This is a genomic window from Paraburkholderia lacunae (assembly GCF_003353175.1).
GTDB classification, from domain to species: domain Bacteria; phylum Pseudomonadota; class Gammaproteobacteria; order Burkholderiales; family Burkholderiaceae; genus Paraburkholderia; species Paraburkholderia lacunae.
Genome location: NZ_QHKS01000005.1, coordinates 168,916 through 189,669 on the forward strand (window position 1 = coordinate 168,916; position 20,754 = coordinate 189,669).

A 20,754-nucleotide genomic window follows, 5' to 3' on the forward strand; every position below is an offset into this window, starting at 1 on the left:
CCTAGTTGCCGGGATCCCTCACCGGCTTGTCCGGGTCCGCCAGCGTTTTGTACGGTAATTGCGCCGCGTGCGGATTCGTGGTCGTGTCGTCGATCACGCGCTCGACGTCCGCGGTTTTCTCGAGTTCCGCCAGAAACGTTTTCTTGTCGAAGCCGGGTGCAACGCAGCCCTGTACGTAAATGAAGCGGCGTTGCAGCGTGAGCCACAGCGTCGACTGTTCGCGCCAATGAGTGGCGTAGCCGATGTTGGCGAGACGTCGCTGAACCGCCTCGGTGATTTCGGCGTCGTAGAGATACGCGTTCGACAAACGGCAGCGGCCTTCCACCCAGCAACTGTTGCCGCGCTCGATCCGGTAATGGCTGTCGTCCAGCCATTCCTGTTCGGTTTCGAGCGGGCCTAACGGCACCGGGCATCCGCTGATCGCTTTGGAGATCTGGAAAAACGGATCGTGGCCACGGTTGACGCGCTGATCTTCAGCGTGAGCGTGGCACGTGAGCACGCAGATCAGCAGACTGGTCAGCGTGCGGCGGATCGGCTGTTTCATTTCTTCGTCTCCGGGTTCTGAGCGCGCCGGGCGTCACGAATCAAGGTCGGTGCAACCGCCTCTGATTGCCAACTCATCCGCGCTTGCGCCGATTCTCGACGGCGAACTTGATCAACTCGGCCTGGCCTTCGATATCGAGCTTACGCTTCAGATTCAGCCTGTGCGTCTCCACGGTGCGCACGGACAGGTCATTGCGTTGAGCGATCTGTTTGCTCGACAGACCTTCCGCGAGTGCGTCGAGGATATCGCGTTCGCGCGGGGTGAGCCGTTCAATCGGCGATTGCGTCGCCGACGCCTGAATCAGACGCGCGCCAAGCCCTGCGCTAAAAAACGTCTTGCCCTCCAGCACCGCGCCGATCGCCTGGATGATTTCAGTGGCGGGCGAGTCCTTCAGCACGTAGCCGCTCGCGCCCGCCCGCACTGCCTGGGTCACGTATTCGAGGTTGTCGTGCATCGACAGCATCAGCACGCGAATCGCCGGGAAGCGCTCATGAAACATGCCCGCTAGCGCGATGCCGTTCATGCCGTTCATGCCGACATCCATCAGCACGAGATGAGGTTCGTGGCTGGCGGCGAGCGCGAGCGCTTCCTGTGCATTGCCCGCTTCGCCGACGATTTCGAGGTTGCGCACCGCTTCGAGCCGGGCTCGTAAACCGTCGCGCACGAGCGGATGATCGTCGATCAGGATCAGGCGTGCGACGGCGGGTGAGGTGTCGTTCATGGTCAGTGTTCCTGCAAGGCCGGCGAATGCGGCTCGTGTGTTCCCAACGGCACACGTGCGGTGACGATCGTGTGGCCGGTTTGCGAGCAGAGGGAGAGTTTGCCGCCCAGCGCCTCCAGACGCTCGCGCATATTGCGCAGTCCGACGCCGGCGCGCGGGCCGACGAACGCGTGCGTCACGTCGAAACCGCGCCCATTGTCGGAGATCGACAGCGTGACGGCCTCGCTCGATACTTCCAGCATGAGCGCTGCTCTCGACGCCCGTGCGTGCCGCACGATGTTCGTCAGCGCTTCCTGCGCGATACGGAACAGGACGGTGTTGACGGCGTCCGGCAATGCCGCGGCGTTCGTATGGGTAACCTGCGTGAAGCCGATCGCGATACCCGACTCGTCGCCCAGCTCTCGCGTGAGTTGCTCCAGTGCGGCCGCTACGCCGAGGTCGTCGAGCATCGACGGACGCAGCGCATGGGAAATGCGGCGCACTTCGCGCAGCGTATCGCCGAGCCGCGCGAGACTGGTCGATAGCGCGGCTTCCGCCGCGGGCACGCGCACCTCGCTGCGCTCGAAACGCGCCAGCGCCGATTCGAGCAGCAGCTTGACCGATACCATCATCTGACTGATGCCGTCGTGCAGTTCACGCGATAGCCGCGCACGTTCGTTTTCCTGCGACTCGACCACCTGCTGCGCGAGCCGCTTCAGTTTCGCGTCGGCGCTGCGGTATTCGGTGACGTTGAGCACCAGCGCACATAACGCGATCACGGCGAGGCCTGCTAGCGCGATCGCGTCGATCCACTTCATCGTGCGGTCGATGTTGGCCGCCGCACGCTGGTCAATGTGCGCGAGCGTCGTATCCACGTCGTCCAGATAGATGCCGGTGCCGATCATCCAGCCCCAGCGTTCGAGCGGCACCACATAGCCGAGTTTGGATGCGAGCTTGCCCGTCGACGGACGATGCCACACGTAACGCACATAGCCGCCGCCATGCGAGGCGGCGGCGAGCAGTTGCTGAATGGTCGGTGTGCCTTGCGGATCGCGCAGTGCCCACAGATCGCGTCCGACCAGATCGGGTTCGCGCGGATGCATCAACGTGCGGCCGTGCATGTCGTAGACGAAGAAGTAGCCGTCCTGGCCGAAGTCCATTTTCTCCAGTATGCCGAGCGCGCGGGTGCGCAGCATTGCATCGTCGCGCGCGTTGTCGCTGCCGGCGTTGTAGAGCGGCGCGATCGCGGTGGTCGCGAGCTCGACGTAGTGCTTGAGTTCGATTTCCTTGCTGGCCATGTAGGCAGCCTGCGTCGTGGCGTGCTGCGTTTCGGCGAGCGCGGTGGCTTCGTGGCGCACGCCGATTTCGATGCTGGCGATGGCGGCCAGAAAGGGCACGATAGCCAGCAGGACGATCTTCGCTTTGAGTTTCATCGTTGACAAGACGGCCGACGGGCTACGTAGTATTACGTAGCCTGCTTACGTAGTTGCGCGGTTGTGAGGACGCTTACGAAGGCGAATACTACATCCCCACGGCGTGCCGCGCTTTTCGGCCGGGCACGCCTTCTGCCGCACTGTCGCGAATCCGGCCCAGCCCGGCATTTTTATAAATCAGCAGGAGACACATGAACCCGGTTTCAGGCTCAGTCCGTGCATCGTCGCAAGGGGAGGGCGTTCGCTTTCGCTACGCCGGTGGTTTGCCTGCGAGCCGGCTATGACCTGCGGTGAGGTCGTTGCGCATTCGTATGAATGTTCGGTCGACCCGCTGGATGAGCCGTCACCCCAATCCATTCCCGCGTTGTGCAACAAGCAGACTCCGGTTCCGCCTGCCTGATAACAGGCAACCGGCCTTCCGCGTGCCGGACCACAAGTCATGTCACGCGGTTTCGACCATATCTAGGAGAAGTTCTTGGAGACCTCCCAACCGTCCGCCCGTTCATGGCTCTGGCTCATCTTGCTGGTGCCGTACATCGCGTTGTTGTGGCTGCCGTTCTATAACGACACGCGTCCCTCGTTCGCCGGCTTTCCTTTCTTCTACTGGTATCAGTTCCTGTGGGTGCCGTTGACCTCGCTGCTGATTTATATCGTGTATCGAGGTGTCAAATGAGCGAGCTGAATCCTGTGAATCCGGTTGCGATGACCGTCTTTATCGCGTTTTTTGTGCTCGTCACCGTGATCGGTTTTTTTGCCGCGCGCTGGAAGCGGGGCGACCTGACGCAATTGCATGAGTGGGGTTTGGGAGGCCGCCAGTTCGGCACGGTGATTTCGTGGTTCCTGGTGGGCGGCGACTTCTACACCGCCTATACCGTGATCGCGGTGCCCGCGCTCGTGTATTCGGTGGGGGCGTATGGTTTCTTCGCATTGCCGTACACGATCATCGTCTATCCGTTCGTGTTCGCGGTCATGCCGAGGTTGTGGAAAGTCGCGAAGGCGAAGGACCACATCACGGCGGCCGACTATGTGCAGGGCGAATACGGCGGCAAGTGGTTCCCTGCGGCGGTCGCGCTGACCGGGATTGTCGCGACGATGCCGTATATCGCCCTGCAGCTGGTGGGCATGCAGGTCGTGATCAAGGGCTTGGGCGTGAGCGGCGAAATGCCGTTGATCGTCGCCTTCGTGATTCTTGCGTTGTACACGTATGCCAGCGGCTTGCGGGCGCCGGCGATGATCGCGTTCGTGAAGGACATCATGATCTACATCGTCGTGATCGCGGCGGTGTGGCTGATTCCGTCGAAGCTTGGCGGCTACGCGCATGTGTTCGATGCGGCCGATACGTTTTTCAAGGCCAAGGGCGGCGCAACCGGCATTATCCTGAAGCCGGCGCAGTTCACTGCTTATGCATCGCTTGCCTTGGGCTCGGCGCTGGCGGCGTTCATGTATCCGCATACGATGACGGCGGTGTTGTCTTCATCTTCCGTGGGCACGGTGCGTAAGAATGCGATTTTCTTGCCGGCTTATACGTTGTTGCTCGGGCTGATTGCGTTGCTTGGGTATATGGCGATTGCGGCGGGCGTGCATGTGAAGTCGGCTTCGGACGTGGTGCCGGCGCTGTTCGGCACGCTGTTCCCGTCGTGGTTTGTCGGTTTTGCGGCGGCGGCGATTGCGATTAGCGCGTTGGTGCCTGCCGCGATCATGTCGATTGGGGCGGCCAATCTGTTCACGCGGAATTTGTGGCGTCCTCTTGTCTCGCCGGATATCACGCCTGCGGCGGAGGCTTCTACGGCGAAGATCGTTTCTTTGGTCGTGAAGTTCGGTGCGCTGTTGTTTATTGTGTTTTTGCCTACGCAGTATGCGATTGATTTGCAGTTGCTCGGTGGGGTTTGGATTTTGCAGATCTTTCCTGCTATTGTGTTTTCCTTGTATACGCGGCGGTTGAACACGCAGGGGTTGTTCCTGGGATGGCTCGTCGGGATTGTGATTGGGACGGGGATGGCTGTTTCTCAAGGGCTCAAGCCGGTGTTTGCCTTGCACTTTGGTGACGCTGTCTATCCGGTTTATATCGGGTTGATTGCGCTTGTGGCTAATGTTGTTGTTAGTTTTGGGGTTTCTGTTCTTTCTCCTCGGAGAGTTGTTGCTGTTGTTTGAGGTTTGTTTTTTTTGCCTGGGCGGCGCTTGTTGTTGTGCTGCCCAGGGCGGTGGGCTTTGGCGGTTTTTTTGCCTTCGCGGCGCTTATGTTCGTGCTGCCCACGGCGTTGGCCTTTCCTTGATTTCTTTGTGGTCTATTAGCTTTCCCCCTGTGCGGGGGAGCACCTACTTTTCTTTGCCGGCCGCAAAGAAAAGTAGGCAAAAGAAAGCGGCTAGAACCGCTAATTCTTAAGCGGGCACCACGGTGATCAACGGGGAGTGGCGGCCACCTGATCTGTGCCCGTGCCCCTGCACGCGGTGGTGACAAGGCAGTCATCCACCCCTTCTCGCGCTGCGCGCTCGCCGGAAAGGTACTTCATCCAACCAATCACTACGGTTGACGCCCGCGTTGTGTGCCGGGCGTAGCTCGCCAGTTCACGCGTGCGCGCCGCTCCATGACCCCCGAGTTCCGCTCAACATAGCACTCCAGATCAGCCCCTCGCCGGGGCGAAACCGATGGCTGGCGCCAGGCAAAACCGAAGCGAGCGGTGTGGGATGGACCTTGCCGGCGAGCGCGCAGCGCGAGAAGGGGTGGATGACTGCCTTGTCACTGGCACACATGGACCACGGTGTGGTCCGGCAGGTTTCCACTACCGGTGGTTGACCGTGGTGCCCGCTTCAGAATTAGCGGTTCTAGCCGCTTTCTTTTGCCTACTTTTCTTTGCGGCCGGCAAAGAAAAGTAGGTGCTCCCCCGCACAGGGGGAAAGCTAATAGACCACAAAGAAATCAAGGAAAGGCCAACGCCGTCGGAATAAGGAAAAGAAAGACCAAGGAAGCCAGAACAGGGAAAGACCCTACCGCAGGCAGCACCACCAGAAAGCCCCGCGAAGGCAAAAAATCAAGTAAATACCATCGCCGTAGGCAAACAGAAACAAGAACCGCCGCCCAGGCAAAAAAACATCCTAAACTTGCATCAAGCTTTCCCACGCCCCCGGCAGGGCACAACCCCCAGGAAACCTGATTCATCGAGAGACTCCCGCCCGGCAGGGCTCCAATAGCGGAGCCCCAACCGCGGGACCACAAAAAAAGAAAGCGGAGACAACCGAGATGACATCACCGATACCCGCGAGGGCAGCGCTAAACCCCACCACCCAGGCGCGAGCCGCATCAATAGCAATAGCTCTTGCACTAACCTCCTGCCACGGCGGCAACGGCGGCAACACCACACCGCAGACCAATGTCCTCCCGAGCTTCATCACCAGCCCGGTGAAAATCCAGTCCTACGACGGCAACACCGACGACCTCCTCACTGCCGGTCTCGGCAAAACAGGTCTGGCATTAGCCACGGCGCCGACCATCGCCAACCCATCACAACCCACCGCCGCCGAACTCCGGCGTCTCGCCATCTGGTCGAACTATCGCGCGCTCGTCGACATGACGGCAAACGGCGGCTACGGGCGTTTCTGGGGTCCCAATGTCGACCTGAACGGCAACGACACCCTCGGGGAAGGCAAAATCGCCGGCAAGGAATATCTCGCGTTCGCCGACGACGGCAGCGGCAAGCTGAACGTCAGCATGCTCGTGCAAATCCCGGCAAGCTTCAATCCGGATCAGCCATGCATCGTCACGGCGACCTCGTCAGGGTCGCGCGGCGTGTACGGCGCAATTTCCGCCGCCGGCGAGTGGGGCCTCAAGCGCGCTTGCGCAGTCGCCTACACCGACAAGGGCGGCGGCAACGGCGCGCATGAACTGTCGACCAACCTCGTCACGCTCATCGACGGCACCTTGCAGGACGCAGGCACCGCCGGCAACACCAGCATCTTTACCGCGAATCCTGGCGGCAGCGCACTCGCTGCCTTCAACAGCAATTTCCCGAACCGCTACGCATTCAAGCACGCACACTCGCAACAGAATCCGGAAAAGGATTGGGGCAAAAACACGCTGCAAGCCATCCAGTTCGCGTACTGGGCACTCAACGATTCATTCGGCACGCTCGACGGCTCGACGCGAACCGTGCGCTATGCCAACGGCACGATCACGACCATCGCGGCGTCGGTGAGCAACGGCGGCGGCGCGGCGCTTGCCGCAGCCGAACAGGACACCGGCGGCTGGATCACCGCAGTCGTGGTCGGCGAGCCGCAGATCAATTTGCGGCTGCCCGCGCAAGTGTCGGTGACCCAGGGCGGCGTGCCAGTCGGTGCAATCGGCAAACCGCTCGCCGACTACATGACGCTCGCGAATACGTTGCAGCCGTGCGCGGCGCTCGCGCCCGCCGCGGCCGGCGCGCCGTATCTGAGCGCGTTGCCGCTCGCCACGACCACGGCGATTCGCACCGCGCGATGCGCGTCGCTGGCGGCCGACAGCGTCATCGCCGGCACGACGGTGACGGCCCAGGCGACCAATGCGCTGGCGCTGCTGCATCAAAACGGATACCAGACCGATTCCGATCTCCTGCAGGCGCCAATGTGGGACTCTCAGGCAGTGCCGGCCGTTGCCGTGACCTATGCCAATGCGTACTCGCAGTCGAGCGTTGCCGATAACCTCTGCAACTTCGGCTTCGGCACCACGAGTTCAACCGGTGCTGCGGGCGTCACGCCGGCGGTGTCGCCGATGCTCACGGTGTTCGGCACCGGCAACGGCGTGCCGCCGACCAATGGCATCAACCTCGTCTACAACGCGGGCGCATCCGGCGCGGCGGATCATCGCCTGGCGAGCGCGGATGGCAGCTATGCGGGCGCCGCCTGTCTGCGCAGACTGTGGACGAACGGCGGATTGACCAGCGGTGTCGAGGCGATCCGCGTGAATGCCAACCTGCACGGCAAGCCAGCCATCATCGTGCAGGGCCGCGCCGATGCGCTGGTACCGATCAACCATGCGTCGCGTCCGTATCTGGCGATGAATCAGCTGGCCGAAGGCGGCGCGAGCAAGCTGTCGTTCTACGAAGTGACGAACGGCCAGCATTTCGATGCGTTCCTTGGTGTCGCCGGCTTCGATACGCGTTTCGTGCCGGTCCACTACTACAACCTCCAGGCGCTCAACCTGATGTGGAATCATCTGAAGAGCGGCACGCAGTTGCCGCCTTCCCAAGTGATTCATACGACGCCGCGCGGAGGCACTGCCGGCGCAGCGCCCCCGCTCAGCACCGCTAACCTTCCCGCGATTGCCGCGAGCCCAGGGCCCGACGCGATCACGGTCACTAACGGTGCGGTGAACGTACCGAACTGAGGAGCGGCGTCCCGCTGCGTTGCCCCGTATCGAGGCCAACCCCATCCCAGGCCGGAACGCCACTTGCGTGCAGCGTGGCGGGCATACGGCGCCCGCCGACAACATCAAACAGCAACGATAACTTTAAAGGGGCGCCCGCATGCTGAATCTGAAACGTGCTTCAGGCAACCAGCCGATAGTCAAGACTATCCCCTGCGTTGCCGGTCTGTGTCTGCTGCTGGCTTCGGGCGCGAGCGACGCCCAGGAATTCTCGATGTTCGGCGGCGGCTCGCGCGCCAGCAGCACGAACACCTACACATGGGCGTTCAACTATCAGGAAGGGCTAGGCCAGTATTTCGCCGCCAGCTTTACCTGGCTCAACGAAGGCCACATTCCAGACCATCATCGCGATGGCCAGATGATCCAGCTCTGGGGCCGTATTCCAGTAGGAAGCCCGCAGTTCGTCCTGCAAGCCGGCATCGGGCCATACCGCTACTTCGATACGACGACAGCCCAGCAAGGCGGGAGTTATTCCGACACCCACGGCTGGGGCGTGGTCTACAGCGTGCGCGCCGCGTACTACGCCTCGAGCCGATGGATCACGCAGCTTCAGTTGAACCGTGTGCACGTGCAGCGCGGGCCGGATGCGACGAGCGTGATGTTCGGCGTCGGCTATCAGCTCGACGCTCCGAACACACCCGGTCCGCGCGACTGGGCCAGCGGCAGTACGCACAAGGTCACGAATAACGAAGTGGCGGTGTATGCCGGCGAAACCATCATCAACTCGACCAGTTCGCCAACCGCGCTGGGTGGCGCGATCGAGTACCGGCTCGGCCTTGCGAAGTATCTCGACGTCACCGTCGGCTATCTTCACGAAGGCAGCAGCAAGGTGGCGCGGCGCGACGGTTTCACCAGCCAGTTGTGGGCAACCCGCGCGTTTATGAACGACAAGGTCACGCTGGCGCTCGGCGTCGGCACATACTATGCGATCAACGAATACGAGGGCAGTCTGACGCCGGGTCCGGGCGCCGGCAAGTTCTCCGGCCTCGTCACGATCGCGGGCTCATATCGCTTTACCGACCACTGGGATGGACGGATCGAATGGAACCGGGTCGTGACTCGCTATGACCGGGATTCGGATGTGATTTTTGCCGGAGTGGGATATCGATGGTAAAAGGGCGGTGGTAAAGGCGTCGTGGCATCATTGCGATCGCGCCCCAGAATAGCGACAAGCAACAGGCGAGCTTAGCTGCGAGCAGTCTTCAAGCAGTCTTCTAAAACCGGTCGTGACGATCCGCAAAAAAAGACGGAGAAGAGCATGAAAGCCAGCACCATCGCCGAACGGGAGGCCCGTGGCCGTGCCGCGCGCGAACACTCGAAGCGTTCGAGCCATCGCACGGTGGGCGAACTGAACCGCAACCCGATCGAACTGCTTAAGCAAAGCAGCGAGGGCCGTGTCGCCAGCCTCATACCGCTGCGCTATGGGCGCATGGCCGTCTCGCCGTTCACCTTCTTTCGCGGCACCGCGATTCTGCAAGCCAGCGATCTCAGCCAGATCTCCGATACCGGTCTCACCATGCCGATATGCGGCGACGGCCATCTGATGAATTTCGGCGGTTTCGCCACGCCCGAGCGGCAACTCATATTCGATTTGAATGACTTCGACGAAGTGTCGGTCGGTCCTTTCGAGTGGGACCTGAAACGTCTGAGCGCGAGCCTCGTGGTCGCTGCGCGGCACATGCGTTTGAGCCGCGGCGCGGCCGAGAATCTGGTGATGGCGGCTGTCACCGAATACCGCGATCGCATGGCGCAATATGCGCAATGCGGGGCGCTCGAACTCTGGTATGACCGCATCACCTTCGACCGGATGGCGGAAACCGCGCTGGCCCCGGAGCATCGCCGCACCGTGCGGCGCGGCATGGAAAAGGCCGCGAACCGCACCCACGAAAGCTTGCTGGAGAAAATGGCCGAGCGCGACGGCGATCGCTGGACGATCCGCGATGCGCCGCCGGCACTATTCCACGTGCTCGGTTCGAACACGCTCTTCACGCCGGAAGAGACCGAAATGTTCAAGAGCGCCAACTGGCGGAAGCTGCTCGAACGCATGTGGGGCGAGTACCTGAAGACGATGTTGCATGATCGGCGTGACCTGCTGAGCCATTTCACTGCGCAGGATCTCGTCTTCAAGGTTGCGGGCATCGGCAGCGTGGGGACGCGCTGCATGGTGGTACTGAATGTCGATCACACGGACGAGCCGCTGTTCCTGCAAATCAAGGAAGCGCGGCCGTCGGTGATCGCGCAGTACGACAAGTCGCCGGCCATCAAGCACGAAGGCGAACGCATCGTGCAAGGGCAGCGTATGTTGCAGGCCGCGAGCGATATCTTCCTCGGTTGGGCGACTGGGCCGGCAGGGCGGCCTTTCTATTTCCGGCAGCTGCGCGACATGAAACTGTCGGCCAACCTCGAGTTATTCGACGCCGACCTGCTGGAAGGCTATGCGCGGCTATGCGGCTGGATCATGGCGCGCGCGCATGCCAAGGCGAGCGGCAAGGCGATCGAAGTCAGCGCGTATATCGGCCGCAGCGATCAGTTCGCGGAAGCGCTCGCCCGCTACGCGGCCTCTTACGCGGACCAGGTGGAGCGCGATTACGACGCGTTCATGAAAGCCTGCCGCAGCGGCGATCTTCAGGCTCGCAGCGATGCAGACATGGCGGCGGATTTTCGCGTGTAGCGGCGGTTTTATACGGCTCGCCGCGTTCCGGGCTGCGAGCCGCAGGTGCCGCGCAGGTGCCCTATTCAGGCGTCGATATGCGCTTCGCGCAGCGTGACGAAACGCAAGTTCCGGCGGCGCACCGCGTCGATCACACGCGGCAGGACCGCGAGTATCACTGGTTTGGCATCGAGGGTAAGCGCGGCATTGCCGTCGTGCAGCAGCAGAATATCGCGCCCGGCGAGGCCGACCAGCAGTCGCTCGGCCACGACTTGCGGATCGCGCTCGCGGGTATCGAAACCGCGCCGCGTCCACGCCGCGAGCCGCAAATCGAGCTTCTGCAGCACGGGTTCGAGAAAGAGGTTGCGCAAACCGGCCGGCGCGCGGAAGAACATGGGCCGCTCGCCCGTCAGCTCTTCGAAGGTGCGCTGCGCGGCGGCGATCTCACGCGTGAGCGCGCCGGGAAACGTCACTGAAAAGGTGTGCACGTGGACCTGTGAATGGTTTTCAAGCGCATGGCCGCGCGCGACGATCTCGCGCGTCAGCGCCGGATAGCGCTGCGCTTTTGCGCCGATGCAGAAGAACGTGGCGCGCACGCCGTAGGCGTCGAGCAGATCGAGCACTTGCGGCGTGACAACCGGGTCGGGGCCGTCGTCGATGGTCAGTGCAATGGCGTCGGCATTGCGCGCGCCGGCGGGCAGCCGCGTCCAGTTCGGACCCAGCAGCGAGGTGCGCGGCAACAGGCCGGCCACTGTGAAGATGGCATGATTCGCCACAATCGCGGCGAGCCACCAGGGCCACGCGGACGGCGCGAACAGCCAGCCGGCCAGCACGGCGACGTGCCATGCGGCGGTGGCGCTCAGCATCGCGGGATAGCCGGTGCGCGGCCAGCGCCGGCGCGGCGCGGCGGCTTCGGCGCTATCCGCGTTTTGTGGCGGCGAGGAGAATTCAGTCATAAACGGTGCTTCCGGGTGCTTCCTGTTTTCCTTCCTCCGTCCTTGGACGGCATTGCTTTGCGCGCATCACGCGCAGCGATAAACGATACCATCGTTGCACCGTTTCAAACCCGCTTGCATAAGGAGCGGGAAATAATGAAGGCAAGTTGAAAGGCGTTATGCTTCGCGACAGTCGGGTATTCAGACCGACAGCCACCCGGTCCGTTCCGCGTGGTGAAGTCCGGCAGGTTCGCGCGGCCGATCTGCAAAACGAGGAGAGGTATTGTCACAGTAACGGGAACCAGGAAGGTCGCGCTGGTGACGGGCGCGGGCAGCGGCATCGGCCGTGCCTGTGCGCTGAAGCTGCTGGAACGCGGCTATAGCGTCGTGCTTGCCGGCCGTCGGCAGGCGGCGCTCGACACGGTCGTCGAGCAAGCGCAACAGTGGGGTGGCGATGCGCTCGCCGTAGCTTGCGACGTCACAGATGCCGCCAGCGTCGCTGCGCTGTTCGACACGATTCGCGCGCGGCACGGCCGGCTCGACGTGCTGTTCAACAACGCCGGGCGCAACGGGTCGCCCGTCGAGATCGACGAACTCGATGTCGACGAATGGCGTTCGGTGGTCGACACCAATCTCACCGGTGTGTTTCTCTGCACGCGCGCCGCGTTCGGTCTGATGAAAACGCAGACGCCGCGCGGCGGCCGCATCATCAACAACGGCTCGATCTCGGCGCACGCGCCACGGCCGAACAGCATTGCCTACACGGCGACCAAGCATGCGATCACGGGTCTCACGAAAGCCGCTTCGCTCGACGGCCGTAAGTACGACATCGTCTGCGGCCAGATCGACATCGGCAATGCCGCGACCGAGATGGCCGAGCGGATGGCGCGGGGCGTGCCGCAGGCGAACGGAGAGATCGCTGTCGAACCGCTGATGGACGTGCAGCACGTGGCCGACGCGGTGCTGCATATGGCGGATCTGCCGCTGTCGGCGAACGTGCAGTTCATGACGATCATGGCTAGCAAGATGCCTTTCGTGGGCCGGGGCTGACCGCAAGACCCGGGCGGCGTGGAACGCGAAGCGCCGCCGCGCGCGGCGCGGAAGATCAACTTATACTGAGCGCGTCCCGTCATCCGGAAGCCATTCGCCGTGCCCCGAGCCACGCCCAAGGACGACCCGAAGCCGGTGCCGCCGGTGCAGCCCGACCTCGACGATTGTTGTCATAGCGGCTGTATTCCATGTGTCTTCGATCTTTACGATGAAGCACTCGAGCGCTATCAGGCCGCGCTCGCCGAATGGCAGGCGCGGCACGAGCAAGAAGCTCAGCATGGGCAGAAAGCGCAGCACGGGCAGAACGCGCAGCACGGGCAGAACGCGCAGCACGGGCAGAAAGCGCGGCACGGGCAACAATCGCAGCACGAGCAACAAGCGCTGCACGGGCAAAACGCGCGTCAGAGCAAGCCGCGCTCGCGCCGCTGAACGGCGCTTTGCGTTTCACCTCTAGCCCGCAGCCCTACAACGTCCCTGTCATGACCGACCTTCAACCCGCTCGCATCGAACCCTTCAGCGGATCGCACGCCGATTCCCAGTACGCCGACTCCCGCACGCTAGACGACCTGCACAGCTTCGTGCAGCGTTATCCGCGTCTGTTCGTGCTGACCGGCGCGGGCATCAGCACCGACTCCGGCATTCCCGGCTATCGCGACGATAACGGTGAATGGAAACGCTCGCCGCCGATCACGTTGCAGGAGTTTCTCGGCACCATCGCGATGCGTCAGCGCTATTGGGCGCGCAGCATGGTCGGCTGGCCGGTGGTCGCCGACGCGCAGCCGAATGCGGCGCATACCGCGCTCGCCCGGCTCGAAGCGGCCGGTCACGTGCCGACGCTGGTCACGCAGAACGTCGACGGTTTGCATCAGCGCGCGGGCAGCCGCGACGTGATCGAATTGCACGGCGGGATCAACGGCGTGACGTGTCTCGACTGCGGCATGCAGCACACGCGCGCCTCGATCCAGCAGACGCTCGAAGCCGAGAATCCAGGGCTGCTGAACGTCACCGCCGAAACCACCGCCGACGGCGACGCGCATCTGGAATGGCACGATCTCGAGGCGTTCCGCATTCCTGCGTGCTCGAACTGCGGCGGCTTGCTGAAGCCGGCGGTGGTGTTCTTCGGCGAAAGCGTGCCGCGCGAGAGAGTCGAGGCGGCGTCGCACGCGCTCGATGCGGCGGACGCGGTGCTGGTGGTCGGTTCGTCTTTGATGGTGTATTCGGGCTATCGCTTCTGCGTGTGGGCGCAGAAGGCGGGCAAGCCGGTCGTCGCGATCAATCTTGGGCGCACGCGGGCCGATCCGCTGCTCTCGCTGAAAATCGCCGCGCCTTGCGCGGACGCGCTGACCGCGCTGGCGGGCCGTTTGGTGCCGGATTGAGCGGGTTCGACCAGACAGATCGAAGCCCGCCGAGCGGCGACGCGCCGGGTTTCGAAAGACCCCGAATGGCTTGAAAGCTTCGCCGTAGACGGTAAACTGCCGCGCACCGTGCTGAAGCCGAGTCGAAGCCGAGTCGAAACCGAGTCGAAACCGAGTCGAAGCCGAGTCGAAGCCGAGTCGAAACCGAGTCGAAACCGAGTCGAAACCGAGTCGAAGCCGAGTCGAAACCGAGTCGAAACCGAGTCGAAACCGAGTCGAAACAGAGTTGAAACAGAGTTGAAACAGAGTTGAACCGAACACAAGACATGACCGAATCTCATCCCGCGCCGCGGCAACACTCACCGTCCGCCGAACGCAATCGCGAACCGATTCTCGCGGTGCTGCGCGAGGTGTTGCCGGCCTCCGGCCGGGTGCTGGAAATCGCCAGCGGCACCGGCCAGCACGCAGTGTGCTTCGCCGGCGCGTTGCCGGGCCTCGACTGGCAGCCGAGCGATCCCGATGCCGACGCGCGGGCTTCCATTGCCGCGTGGGTCGCGCATGAAAAACTGGCGAACGTGCGCGCGCCGCTCGCGCTCGACGTGCATCAGACGGATTGGGGCGTGGATGCGTTCGACGCGGTGGTCTGCATCAACATGATTCACATCTCGCCGTGGAGCGCGGCGCATGCGTTGTTCGCCGGCGCGAGCCGGCGTCTCGTCGACGGCGGCGTGCTGTATCTGTACGGTCCTTACAGACGCGGCGGCGCGCCTACGTCGCCGAGCAACGAGGCGTTCGATCAACAATTGCGCAGCCGCGATCCCGCATGGGGTGTGCGCGACATGGAGGCCGTGATAGCGTTGGGCGCATCGGTCGGCTTGCTGTGCGACGAGCCGATCGCGATGCCGGCCAACAATTTCAGCCTGGTATTCAGGAAACACCGGAGCGCGGCGCGAGTCTGACAAGCGTTCGGCTGCGTGCGAACGTCCGGCGGCTCGCATGCAGTGAAAAGCTCCGTTCATTGCCCGCCACCAAGCGGTTAGCCGGCATTTCTTTTATCCTTTCACCCTCGACGTTCCGCCGACGATCATTCCGGCGCGATGTCCCGACATTTTTTGGACTCTGGAGAATTCACATGGGCAAACAGGCCATTGGCGTGGTAGGGCTAGCGGTCATGGGCCGCAATCTGGCGCTCAACATCGAGAGCCGCGGCCACGCGGTGTCGGTATTCAACCGTACTCGTGAGAAAACCGACGAACTCATCGCCGAATATCCGGACCGCAAGCTGGTGCCGGCTTTCACGCTAGAAGAGTTCGTCGAGTCGCTGGAAAAACCGCGCCGCATTCTGCTGATGGTCAAGGCAGGCGAGCCGACAGACGCCACCATCGCCTCGCTCAAGCCCTTGCTGGACAAGGGCGACATCCTGATCGACGGCGGCAATACGCATTTCACCGACACCATCCGCCGCAATCAGGAACTGGCAAAAGCCGGCCTGCATTTCATCGGCACGGGCGTGTCGGGCGGCGAAGAGGGCGCGCTCAAAGGCCCGTCGATCATGCCGGGCGGCCAGCGCGACGCCTATGATCTGGTCGCCCCGATCCTCACCGAAATTGCCGCGAAGGCGCCGGACGGCGAGCCGTGCGTCGCTTACATGGGGCCGGACGGCGCGGGCCACTTCGTGAAGATGGTGCACAACGGCATCGAATACGGCGACATGCAGCTGATCGCCGAGAGCTATGCGGTGCTCAAACAGGTGGCGGGTCTGTCGAACGAGGAGTTGGGCAAGGTCTACACCGAATGGAATCAGGGCGAACTCGACAGCTACCTGATCGAAATCACCTCGAAGATTTTCAGCAAGAAAGATGAGGAAACCGGCAGGGACCTGGTCGACGTGATCCTCGATCGCGCCGCGCAAAAGGGCACCGGCAAGTGGACCAGTCAGAACGCGCTCGATCTCGGCGCGCCGCTGCCGCTGATTACAGAAGCGGTGTTTGCGCGCGTGCTGTCGTCGCTGAAAACGCAGCGCGTGGCCGCGAGCAAAGTGCTCGAAGGACCGAACGCGAAGCCGCTCGGCGTCGAGCGTGGCGCGTTCATCGAGTCGGTGCGCCGTGCGCTGTACTTCAGCAAGGTGATTTCGTACGCGCAGGGCTTCGCGCAACTGCGGGCGGCCTCGGAAGAATACAAGTGGGATCTGGACTTCGGCACGATCGCGAAGATTTTCCGCGCCGGCTGTATCATCCGCGCCCGCTTCCTGCAAAAGATCACGGACGCTTATACGAAAGACAAGGCGATCGCCAATCTGCTGCTCGACCCGTACTTCCGCGACATCGCCGCGAACTACCAGTCGGCGCTGCGCGACGTGGTGATCGCTGCGATCAATGCGGGCGTGCCGGTGCCGGCATTTGCCTCGGCTATTGCGTATTTCGACGCTTATCGCTCGGAACGCCTGCCGGCGAACCTCGTGCAAGCGCAGCGCGATTTCTTCGGCGCACATACGTTCGAGCGCGTGGACAAGCCGGGCAGCTTCCACGCGAACTGGAGCTGAGCGTTTGAATCGCGGCCCGGCGCGCTTGCCACAAGGCGCGCCGGGTGGCAGCAGTGATTGAACTTGAGACGGGCAATTATTGCCGGAAGCTATCATTCAGATAGCATGTGAATGCAGCGGGTTGCAAACTATTGCGAAAATCGAAATAGAGTTTCGTCGTTTCAGGGGTTTCCCCTAGATGTCGGCGCTCCTAAACTTGTACTTAAGCGCTACGGGACATGGGTCCCAAGCGAGCTCAAAACAAGTTTCGGAGGTTTATCATGAAGACGTTTATTTCCGCAGTTGTCGTTGCCGCCGCTCTGGCCGCTCCTGTTGCCTCGTTTGCCCAATCGAACCAGCCCGTGACGCGCGCTCAAGTTCGCGCTGAACTGGTGCAACTCGAAAAGGCCGGCTACAACCCGGCTGACAATCCGATCGATTACCCGGCCAACCTGCAGGCCGCACAAGCACGCGTCAATGCACAGAACGGCACCGCTCAAGCTGTGAACAGCGGTTATGGCGCACCGATCGCCGGCAGCTCGCAAGCCGGCCGCCCGACTAGCGGCAACGACCGTCAGTCGGTTTACTTCGGCAACTAATCTGCGCCGAAGCTGATGCAAACAAACATCGCCTGGGTAACAGGCGGTGGGCAATAAAAAACGCCGACCGGTTTTTTTCGGGCGGCGTTTTTTTCGTTTACGGTCCGCGTGGGCGGTTTGCCTCGGGACCGGAGCCGCGGTTCCTCCAGCTGACTCGACCGGCACCTTCAGACGGCGCCGACCGTCAAGCATGCCGGGCAGTCTGGCGGTTCGGTTGGTAGTGAAATTGGCGGGCAGGCGTCGTCGGCGTGCGGGGTGCCAGGGTGCGAGGCAGTGCGGGGGCAGCCTAATGCATGGTGCGATGCCGGCGGCCGATATCGTCGAACAGCGCGCGGCTCGGTTCGAGTGCGAGCAGCCACGATTCGTCGTAGCCACTCAGATTGTCGAGCGCCTCGCGCAGCCGCTCGATCGCCACGGCGGGAATCTCGACACGGGCTTCGACGCCGCTCGACAGACCCGAAATGCTGGCGAGCTGCACCAGCGCGTCGGCCGCTTCGGCCACGTCCGCTGCAAAAACCAGATGTGTGTTCAACAACTCGACCAACCCGGGCGACGCCGCAACATCGTCGACGTTGAGTTGTACTGCCAGAAAGGTGGCTTTGTTCATCTCCGACTCCTCACAGGATCTGAGCGTATTGCGTACGGCGCATTGCGGCAGCATGACTGAGTATAGGTGAGGCCTCAATGGGTTCAATAAATCACGCGAGTGGCGCGGCTCAGCTCGGGGACAGCCGTGAGACCGGCCGTCAGGCTCACCGTCGGACCTATAATTGGGCCAGTCGAAATGGGCGGCTTTGCTGGTCGGGCTGCCCCGATGGGCCTCCGGGGTAGCGAGCAGGGGAAGACCGCGCCATTCAACCGTCGATTCACCATGAAGATCATTCGCAGCAAGAATTTCACCGCGACGCGGCCATGGGGCGCGCTCGATATCGCCAACATGGGCGGCATCACGACGCGTCTGCATTGGACAAATCAGCCGTACAAATGGCACGTCAACGACGGCGAGGAAGTGTTCGCCGTGCTCGATGGACGCGTCGAAATGCGTTACCGCGAAGCGGGTGTCGAACAGTCGACCGTTCTGGAAACGGGCGATGTGTTCTACGCGTCGGCCGGCACCGAACATGTCGCGCACCCAATCGGCGTGGCGCGCATTCTGGTGGTCGAGGCGCAAGGCAGCGTCTGAAGTTCGCCGCGGCGCCGGTGCGCTCGCGTGTGCACACGGCGGGCATAATGGGTGCTGCCGCTTCGCTTGAACACTACACTGCGCCGCGCTTTCCCACATCTTGCCGCGGGCGCCGGCGGATCAATTGAATCAACCTGTCGAGGATCGTCACATGACAAGACAATGGCAAATCGCGGGGTCCCGGTTTCTGATCGTGGCCGCGTTTGGCGTCGTGCTCGGCGGCTGTACGACGATGCCGTGGGAAAGCACGCCGTTCTACAGCAGTACGCCGAGCCGGCCGACCACCCTCGGCAATGTTCCCGTGCCGGCCGGCTTCTACCGCGTCAATCCGGGTGACACACTCCCCGGGATTGCATCGGCGTTCGGCCGTCGGCCGCAGGATCTTGCTACGTGGAACGGTCTGGCGCCGAATACCACTGCGGTCGGTCCGGGACAGGTGTTGCGCGTTGCGCCGCCGATGGCGTCCGGCAGTGTGGTGACGCCGCCGGCCAATGTGGCCGGCGCCAACGCTGCCGCCGCCGTCCCGCAGCAGGGCGTGCTGCTGTGGCCGTTACGCGGGCCGGTGCTGAAAGGCTTCGCGCCGGGCAAGTCGAACGGCATCGTGATCGGCGGCCGCGCCGGCGATCCGGTCAAGGCCGCGGCCACCGGCCGGGTGGTGTACGCCGGCTCCGGTATCGAGGCGTACGGGCCGCTGATCATCATCAAGCACGACGATTCGTTGATTACCGCTTACGGACAAAACAGCACGCTGCTCGTCAAGGAAGGCGACGCCGTCGCGCAAGGCCAGACCATCGGCGAAGTCGGCGTGGATAGCCGGGGTGTGGCGTCGATCCAGTTCGAAGTCCGGCAGAACGGCCAACCGGTCGATCCGCTTGCCTGGCTGCCGAAGTCTGGCGGCTGAGTTTCGGCGGCTGAGTTTCGGCGGCTGAGTTTCGGTGCTGAGTTTCGGCGGCTGGGTTTCGGTGCTGAGTTCCGGTGCTGAGTTCCGGTGCTGAGTTTCGGCGGCTGAGTTCCGGTGCTGAGTTCCGGCGCTGGGTTTCGGCGGCTGAGTTTCGGTGCTGCGTTTCGGCAGCCGAGTTTCGGTGCCGAGTTTCGTCGATGACATCCGGCGGTGAGTCCGGCACATGAGCCGGGGCCGGTGGGAGCGGCGGCTGCGGGTTTTTAGCGCGATGCTCGGCGCATCGGTAATTGAAATACACTCTGTGGTTCAGCAGCTAGAGCCGGGCCCGCCGCACCAGGCTATCGAGCTAAACCTGCGAAGCGGCACATCGGCCGGCCGTCACCGGCCGTCAAATACAGGACTTCACAATGATCGATTTGCGCAGCGATACCGTAACCCGTCCGACGCCGGCCATGCTCGCGGCCATGTCTGCCGCCGAAGTGGGCGATGACGTCTGGGGCGACGACCCGACCGTGCTGCGTCTGCAAGCGAGCGTCGCCGAGCGTGCCGACAAGGAGGCCGGCCTGTTTTTCCCGAGCGGCACGCAAAGCAACCTGGCCGCGCTGATGGCGCACTGCGCGCGGGGCGACGAATACATCGTCGGCCAGTTGGCGCACACCTATAAGTACGAAGGCGGCGGCGCTGCGGTGCTCGGCAGCATTCAGCCGCAGCCGCTCGAAAATGCCGTCGACGGTTCGATCCCGCTCGACAAGATCGCCGCCGCGATCAAGCCGATCGACAACCACTTCGCGCGCACGCGGCTGCTCGCGCTGGAAAACACCATCGGCGGCAAAGTGCTGCCGGCCGGTTACGTCGCTGAAGCAGTGCAGCTGGCGCGTCAGCACGGCCTGTCGGCTCACCTCGACGGCGCGCGCGTCTATAACGCGGCAGTGGCATCCGGGCAGCCGGTCGCGGCGCTGTGCGGGCCGTTCGACTCGATATCCATCTGCTTTTCGAAGGGCCTGGGCGCGCCGGTCGGCTCGGTGCTGGTCGGCAGCCGGTCGCTGATCGACATGGCACACCGCTGGCGCAAGGTGCTGGGCGGCGGCATGCGCCAGGCCGGCGTGCTGGCGGCGGCTTGCCTGTATGCGCTCGATCACAACGTCGAGCGCCTCGCCGAAGATCATGCCAACGCCGCGCATCTGGCTGCCGGCCTCGCCGATGTCGAGCAGGTCAAGGTGCAGTCTGTGGCGACCAACATGGTGTTCGTGCAGTTTCCGCAGCAGCATTGCGCGCAGCTCGAAGCATGGCTCAAGGAGCGCGGCATCCTCACACAGATGCTGTATGCGTCGCGCTTCGTCACGCATAAGGATGTGTCGCGTGCCGATATCGACACGTTTGTCGCGGCTGTGAAGGGATATTTCGCCGCGCATTGATTCAGCGGCGTGGCCGGGTAGTCGAAGCGGCAAAAAAAAGCGGGCGCACTGTCACGGCAGCGCGCCCGCTGCG

General features: G+C 62.9%; 20 protein-coding genes. 14 read left to right on the plus strand and 6 right to left on the minus strand.

Going from position 1 to position 20,754, the window contains the following annotated elements; all coding sequences use genetic code 11:
• Position 1 precedes the first annotated feature (1 nt).
• From DLM46_RS09275 to DLM46_RS09285, 3 genes are all read right to left on the minus strand, one after another.
• A complete protein-coding gene (locus tag DLM46_RS09275; RefSeq protein ID WP_115100472.1) occupies positions 2-544 on the minus strand; it encodes a hypothetical protein in 543 nt (180 codons plus the stop codon).
• Between the two features lie 73 nt (positions 545-617).
• Entirely contained in the window at positions 618-1,265 is a 648-nt protein-coding gene (locus DLM46_RS09280) for a response regulator (protein ID WP_115100473.1), read from the minus strand.
• A 2-nt stretch (positions 1,266-1,267) separates the two neighbouring features.
• Complete coding sequence (locus tag DLM46_RS09285; RefSeq protein WP_115100474.1) at positions 1,268-2,677, minus strand: cache domain-containing protein; 1,410 nt, start codon at positions 2,675-2,677, stop codon at positions 1,268-1,270.
• Between the two features lie 475 nt (positions 2,678-3,152).
• Between DLM46_RS09285 and DLM46_RS09290 the strand changes: the two genes are divergently transcribed.
• Together DLM46_RS09290 and mctP are read left to right on the plus strand one after the other, a co-directional pair.
• The gene (locus tag DLM46_RS09290; protein WP_115100475.1) at positions 3,153-3,350 is read left to right on the plus strand and encodes a DUF3311 domain-containing protein; all 198 of its coding nucleotides are present in this window, start codon (positions 3,153-3,155) and stop codon (positions 3,348-3,350) included.
• Positions 3,347-4,828 (plus strand): monocarboxylate uptake permease MctP, encoded by a 1,482-nt coding sequence (gene mctP, locus DLM46_RS09295; protein ID WP_115100476.1) that lies wholly within the window; start codon positions 3,347-3,349, stop codon positions 4,826-4,828. The genes DLM46_RS09290 and mctP overlap by 4 nt, the downstream gene beginning before the upstream one ends.
• A 766-nt stretch (positions 4,829-5,594) precedes the next feature.
• Here the strand turns inward: mctP and DLM46_RS38995 are convergent.
• Positions 5,595-5,834 carry a hypothetical protein gene (locus tag DLM46_RS38995; protein ID WP_133300318.1) on the minus strand — a complete coding sequence of 80 codons (240 nt, stop codon included), beginning with the start codon at positions 5,832-5,834 and terminating at the stop codon, positions 5,595-5,597.
• A gap of 81 nt (positions 5,835-5,915) precedes the next feature.
• Here DLM46_RS38995 and DLM46_RS09300 point away from each other — a divergent pair, with 81 nt between their 5' ends.
• The 3 genes from DLM46_RS09300 (at position 5,916) to DLM46_RS09310 (ending at position 10,743) form a co-directional block, all read left to right on the plus strand.
• Positions 5,916-8,033: a D-(-)-3-hydroxybutyrate oligomer hydrolase gene (locus DLM46_RS09300; protein ID WP_115100477.1), complete on the plus strand. Its 2,118-nt coding sequence runs from the start codon at positions 5,916-5,918 to the stop codon at positions 8,031-8,033.
• Positions 8,034-8,172: 139 nt separating this feature from the next.
• Entirely contained in the window at positions 8,173-9,186 is a 1,014-nt protein-coding gene (locus DLM46_RS09305; protein ID WP_115100478.1) for a hypothetical protein, read from the plus strand.
• Between the two features lie 144 nt (positions 9,187-9,330).
• Positions 9,331-10,743 (plus strand): DUF2252 domain-containing protein, encoded by a 1,413-nt coding sequence (locus tag DLM46_RS09310; protein WP_115100479.1) that lies wholly within the window; start codon positions 9,331-9,333, stop codon positions 10,741-10,743.
• A 65-nt stretch (positions 10,744-10,808) separates the two neighbouring features.
• Here the strand turns inward: DLM46_RS09310 and DLM46_RS09315 are convergent, their stop codons facing one another.
• Complete coding sequence (locus DLM46_RS09315) at positions 10,809-11,678, minus strand: polysaccharide deacetylase family protein (RefSeq protein ID WP_115100480.1); 870 nt, start codon at positions 11,676-11,678, stop codon at positions 10,809-10,811.
• Positions 11,679-11,939: 261 nt separating this feature from the next.
• On the opposite strand from DLM46_RS09315, the gene DLM46_RS09320 reads away from it, so the two are divergent.
• The 6 genes from DLM46_RS09320 (at position 11,940) to DLM46_RS09345 (ending at position 17,182) form a co-directional block, all read left to right on the plus strand.
• The gene (locus DLM46_RS09320) at positions 11,940-12,707 is read left to right on the plus strand and encodes an SDR family oxidoreductase (protein ID WP_115100623.1); all 768 of its coding nucleotides are present in this window, start codon (positions 11,940-11,942) and stop codon (positions 12,705-12,707) included.
• 99 nt (positions 12,708-12,806) lie between these two features.
• Positions 12,807-13,136 (plus strand): oxidoreductase-like domain-containing protein, encoded by a 330-nt coding sequence (locus DLM46_RS09325; RefSeq protein ID WP_115100481.1) that lies wholly within the window; start codon positions 12,807-12,809, stop codon positions 13,134-13,136.
• Between the two features lie 50 nt (positions 13,137-13,186).
• Complete coding sequence (locus DLM46_RS09330) at positions 13,187-14,083, plus strand: NAD-dependent protein deacetylase (RefSeq protein ID WP_208866252.1); 897 nt, start codon at positions 13,187-13,189, stop codon at positions 14,081-14,083.
• A 305-nt stretch (positions 14,084-14,388) separates the two neighbouring features.
• Positions 14,389-15,021, plus strand: coding sequence for a DUF938 domain-containing protein (locus tag DLM46_RS09335; RefSeq protein WP_115100482.1), 633 nt, complete (start codon positions 14,389-14,391; stop codon positions 15,019-15,021).
• Between the two features lie 173 nt (positions 15,022-15,194).
• Positions 15,195-16,604, plus strand: coding sequence for an NADP-dependent phosphogluconate dehydrogenase (gene gndA / locus DLM46_RS09340; RefSeq protein WP_115100483.1), 1,410 nt, complete (start codon positions 15,195-15,197; stop codon positions 16,602-16,604).
• Between the two features lie 260 nt (positions 16,605-16,864).
• On the plus strand, positions 16,865-17,182 hold the full coding sequence (locus tag DLM46_RS09345; protein ID WP_115100484.1) for a DUF4148 domain-containing protein: 318 nt from the start codon (positions 16,865-16,867) through the stop codon (positions 17,180-17,182).
• A 286-nt stretch (positions 17,183-17,468) separates the two neighbouring features.
• Here DLM46_RS09345 and DLM46_RS09350 read toward each other — a convergent pair whose 3' ends face one another.
• Entirely contained in the window at positions 17,469-17,789 is a 321-nt protein-coding gene (locus DLM46_RS09350; protein ID WP_115100625.1) for a hypothetical protein, read from the minus strand.
• Positions 17,790-18,053: 264 nt separating this feature from the next.
• Here DLM46_RS09350 and DLM46_RS09355 point away from each other — a divergent pair, with 264 nt between their 5' ends.
• The 3 genes from DLM46_RS09355 (at position 18,054) to ltaE (ending at position 20,681) form a co-directional block, all read left to right on the plus strand.
• Positions 18,054-18,365 carry a cupin domain-containing protein gene (locus tag DLM46_RS09355; RefSeq protein WP_115100485.1) on the plus strand — a complete coding sequence of 104 codons (312 nt, stop codon included), beginning with the start codon at positions 18,054-18,056 and terminating at the stop codon, positions 18,363-18,365.
• Between the two features lie 151 nt (positions 18,366-18,516).
• Positions 18,517-19,266 (plus strand): peptidoglycan DD-metalloendopeptidase family protein, encoded by a 750-nt coding sequence (locus DLM46_RS09360; protein ID WP_115100486.1) that lies wholly within the window; start codon positions 18,517-18,519, stop codon positions 19,264-19,266.
• 407 nt (positions 19,267-19,673) lie between these two features.
• The gene (gene ltaE, locus DLM46_RS09365) at positions 19,674-20,681 is read left to right on the plus strand and encodes a low-specificity L-threonine aldolase (RefSeq protein ID WP_115100487.1); all 1,008 of its coding nucleotides are present in this window, start codon (positions 19,674-19,676) and stop codon (positions 20,679-20,681) included.
• The last annotated feature ends 73 nt before the right edge of the window (positions 20,682-20,754 follow it).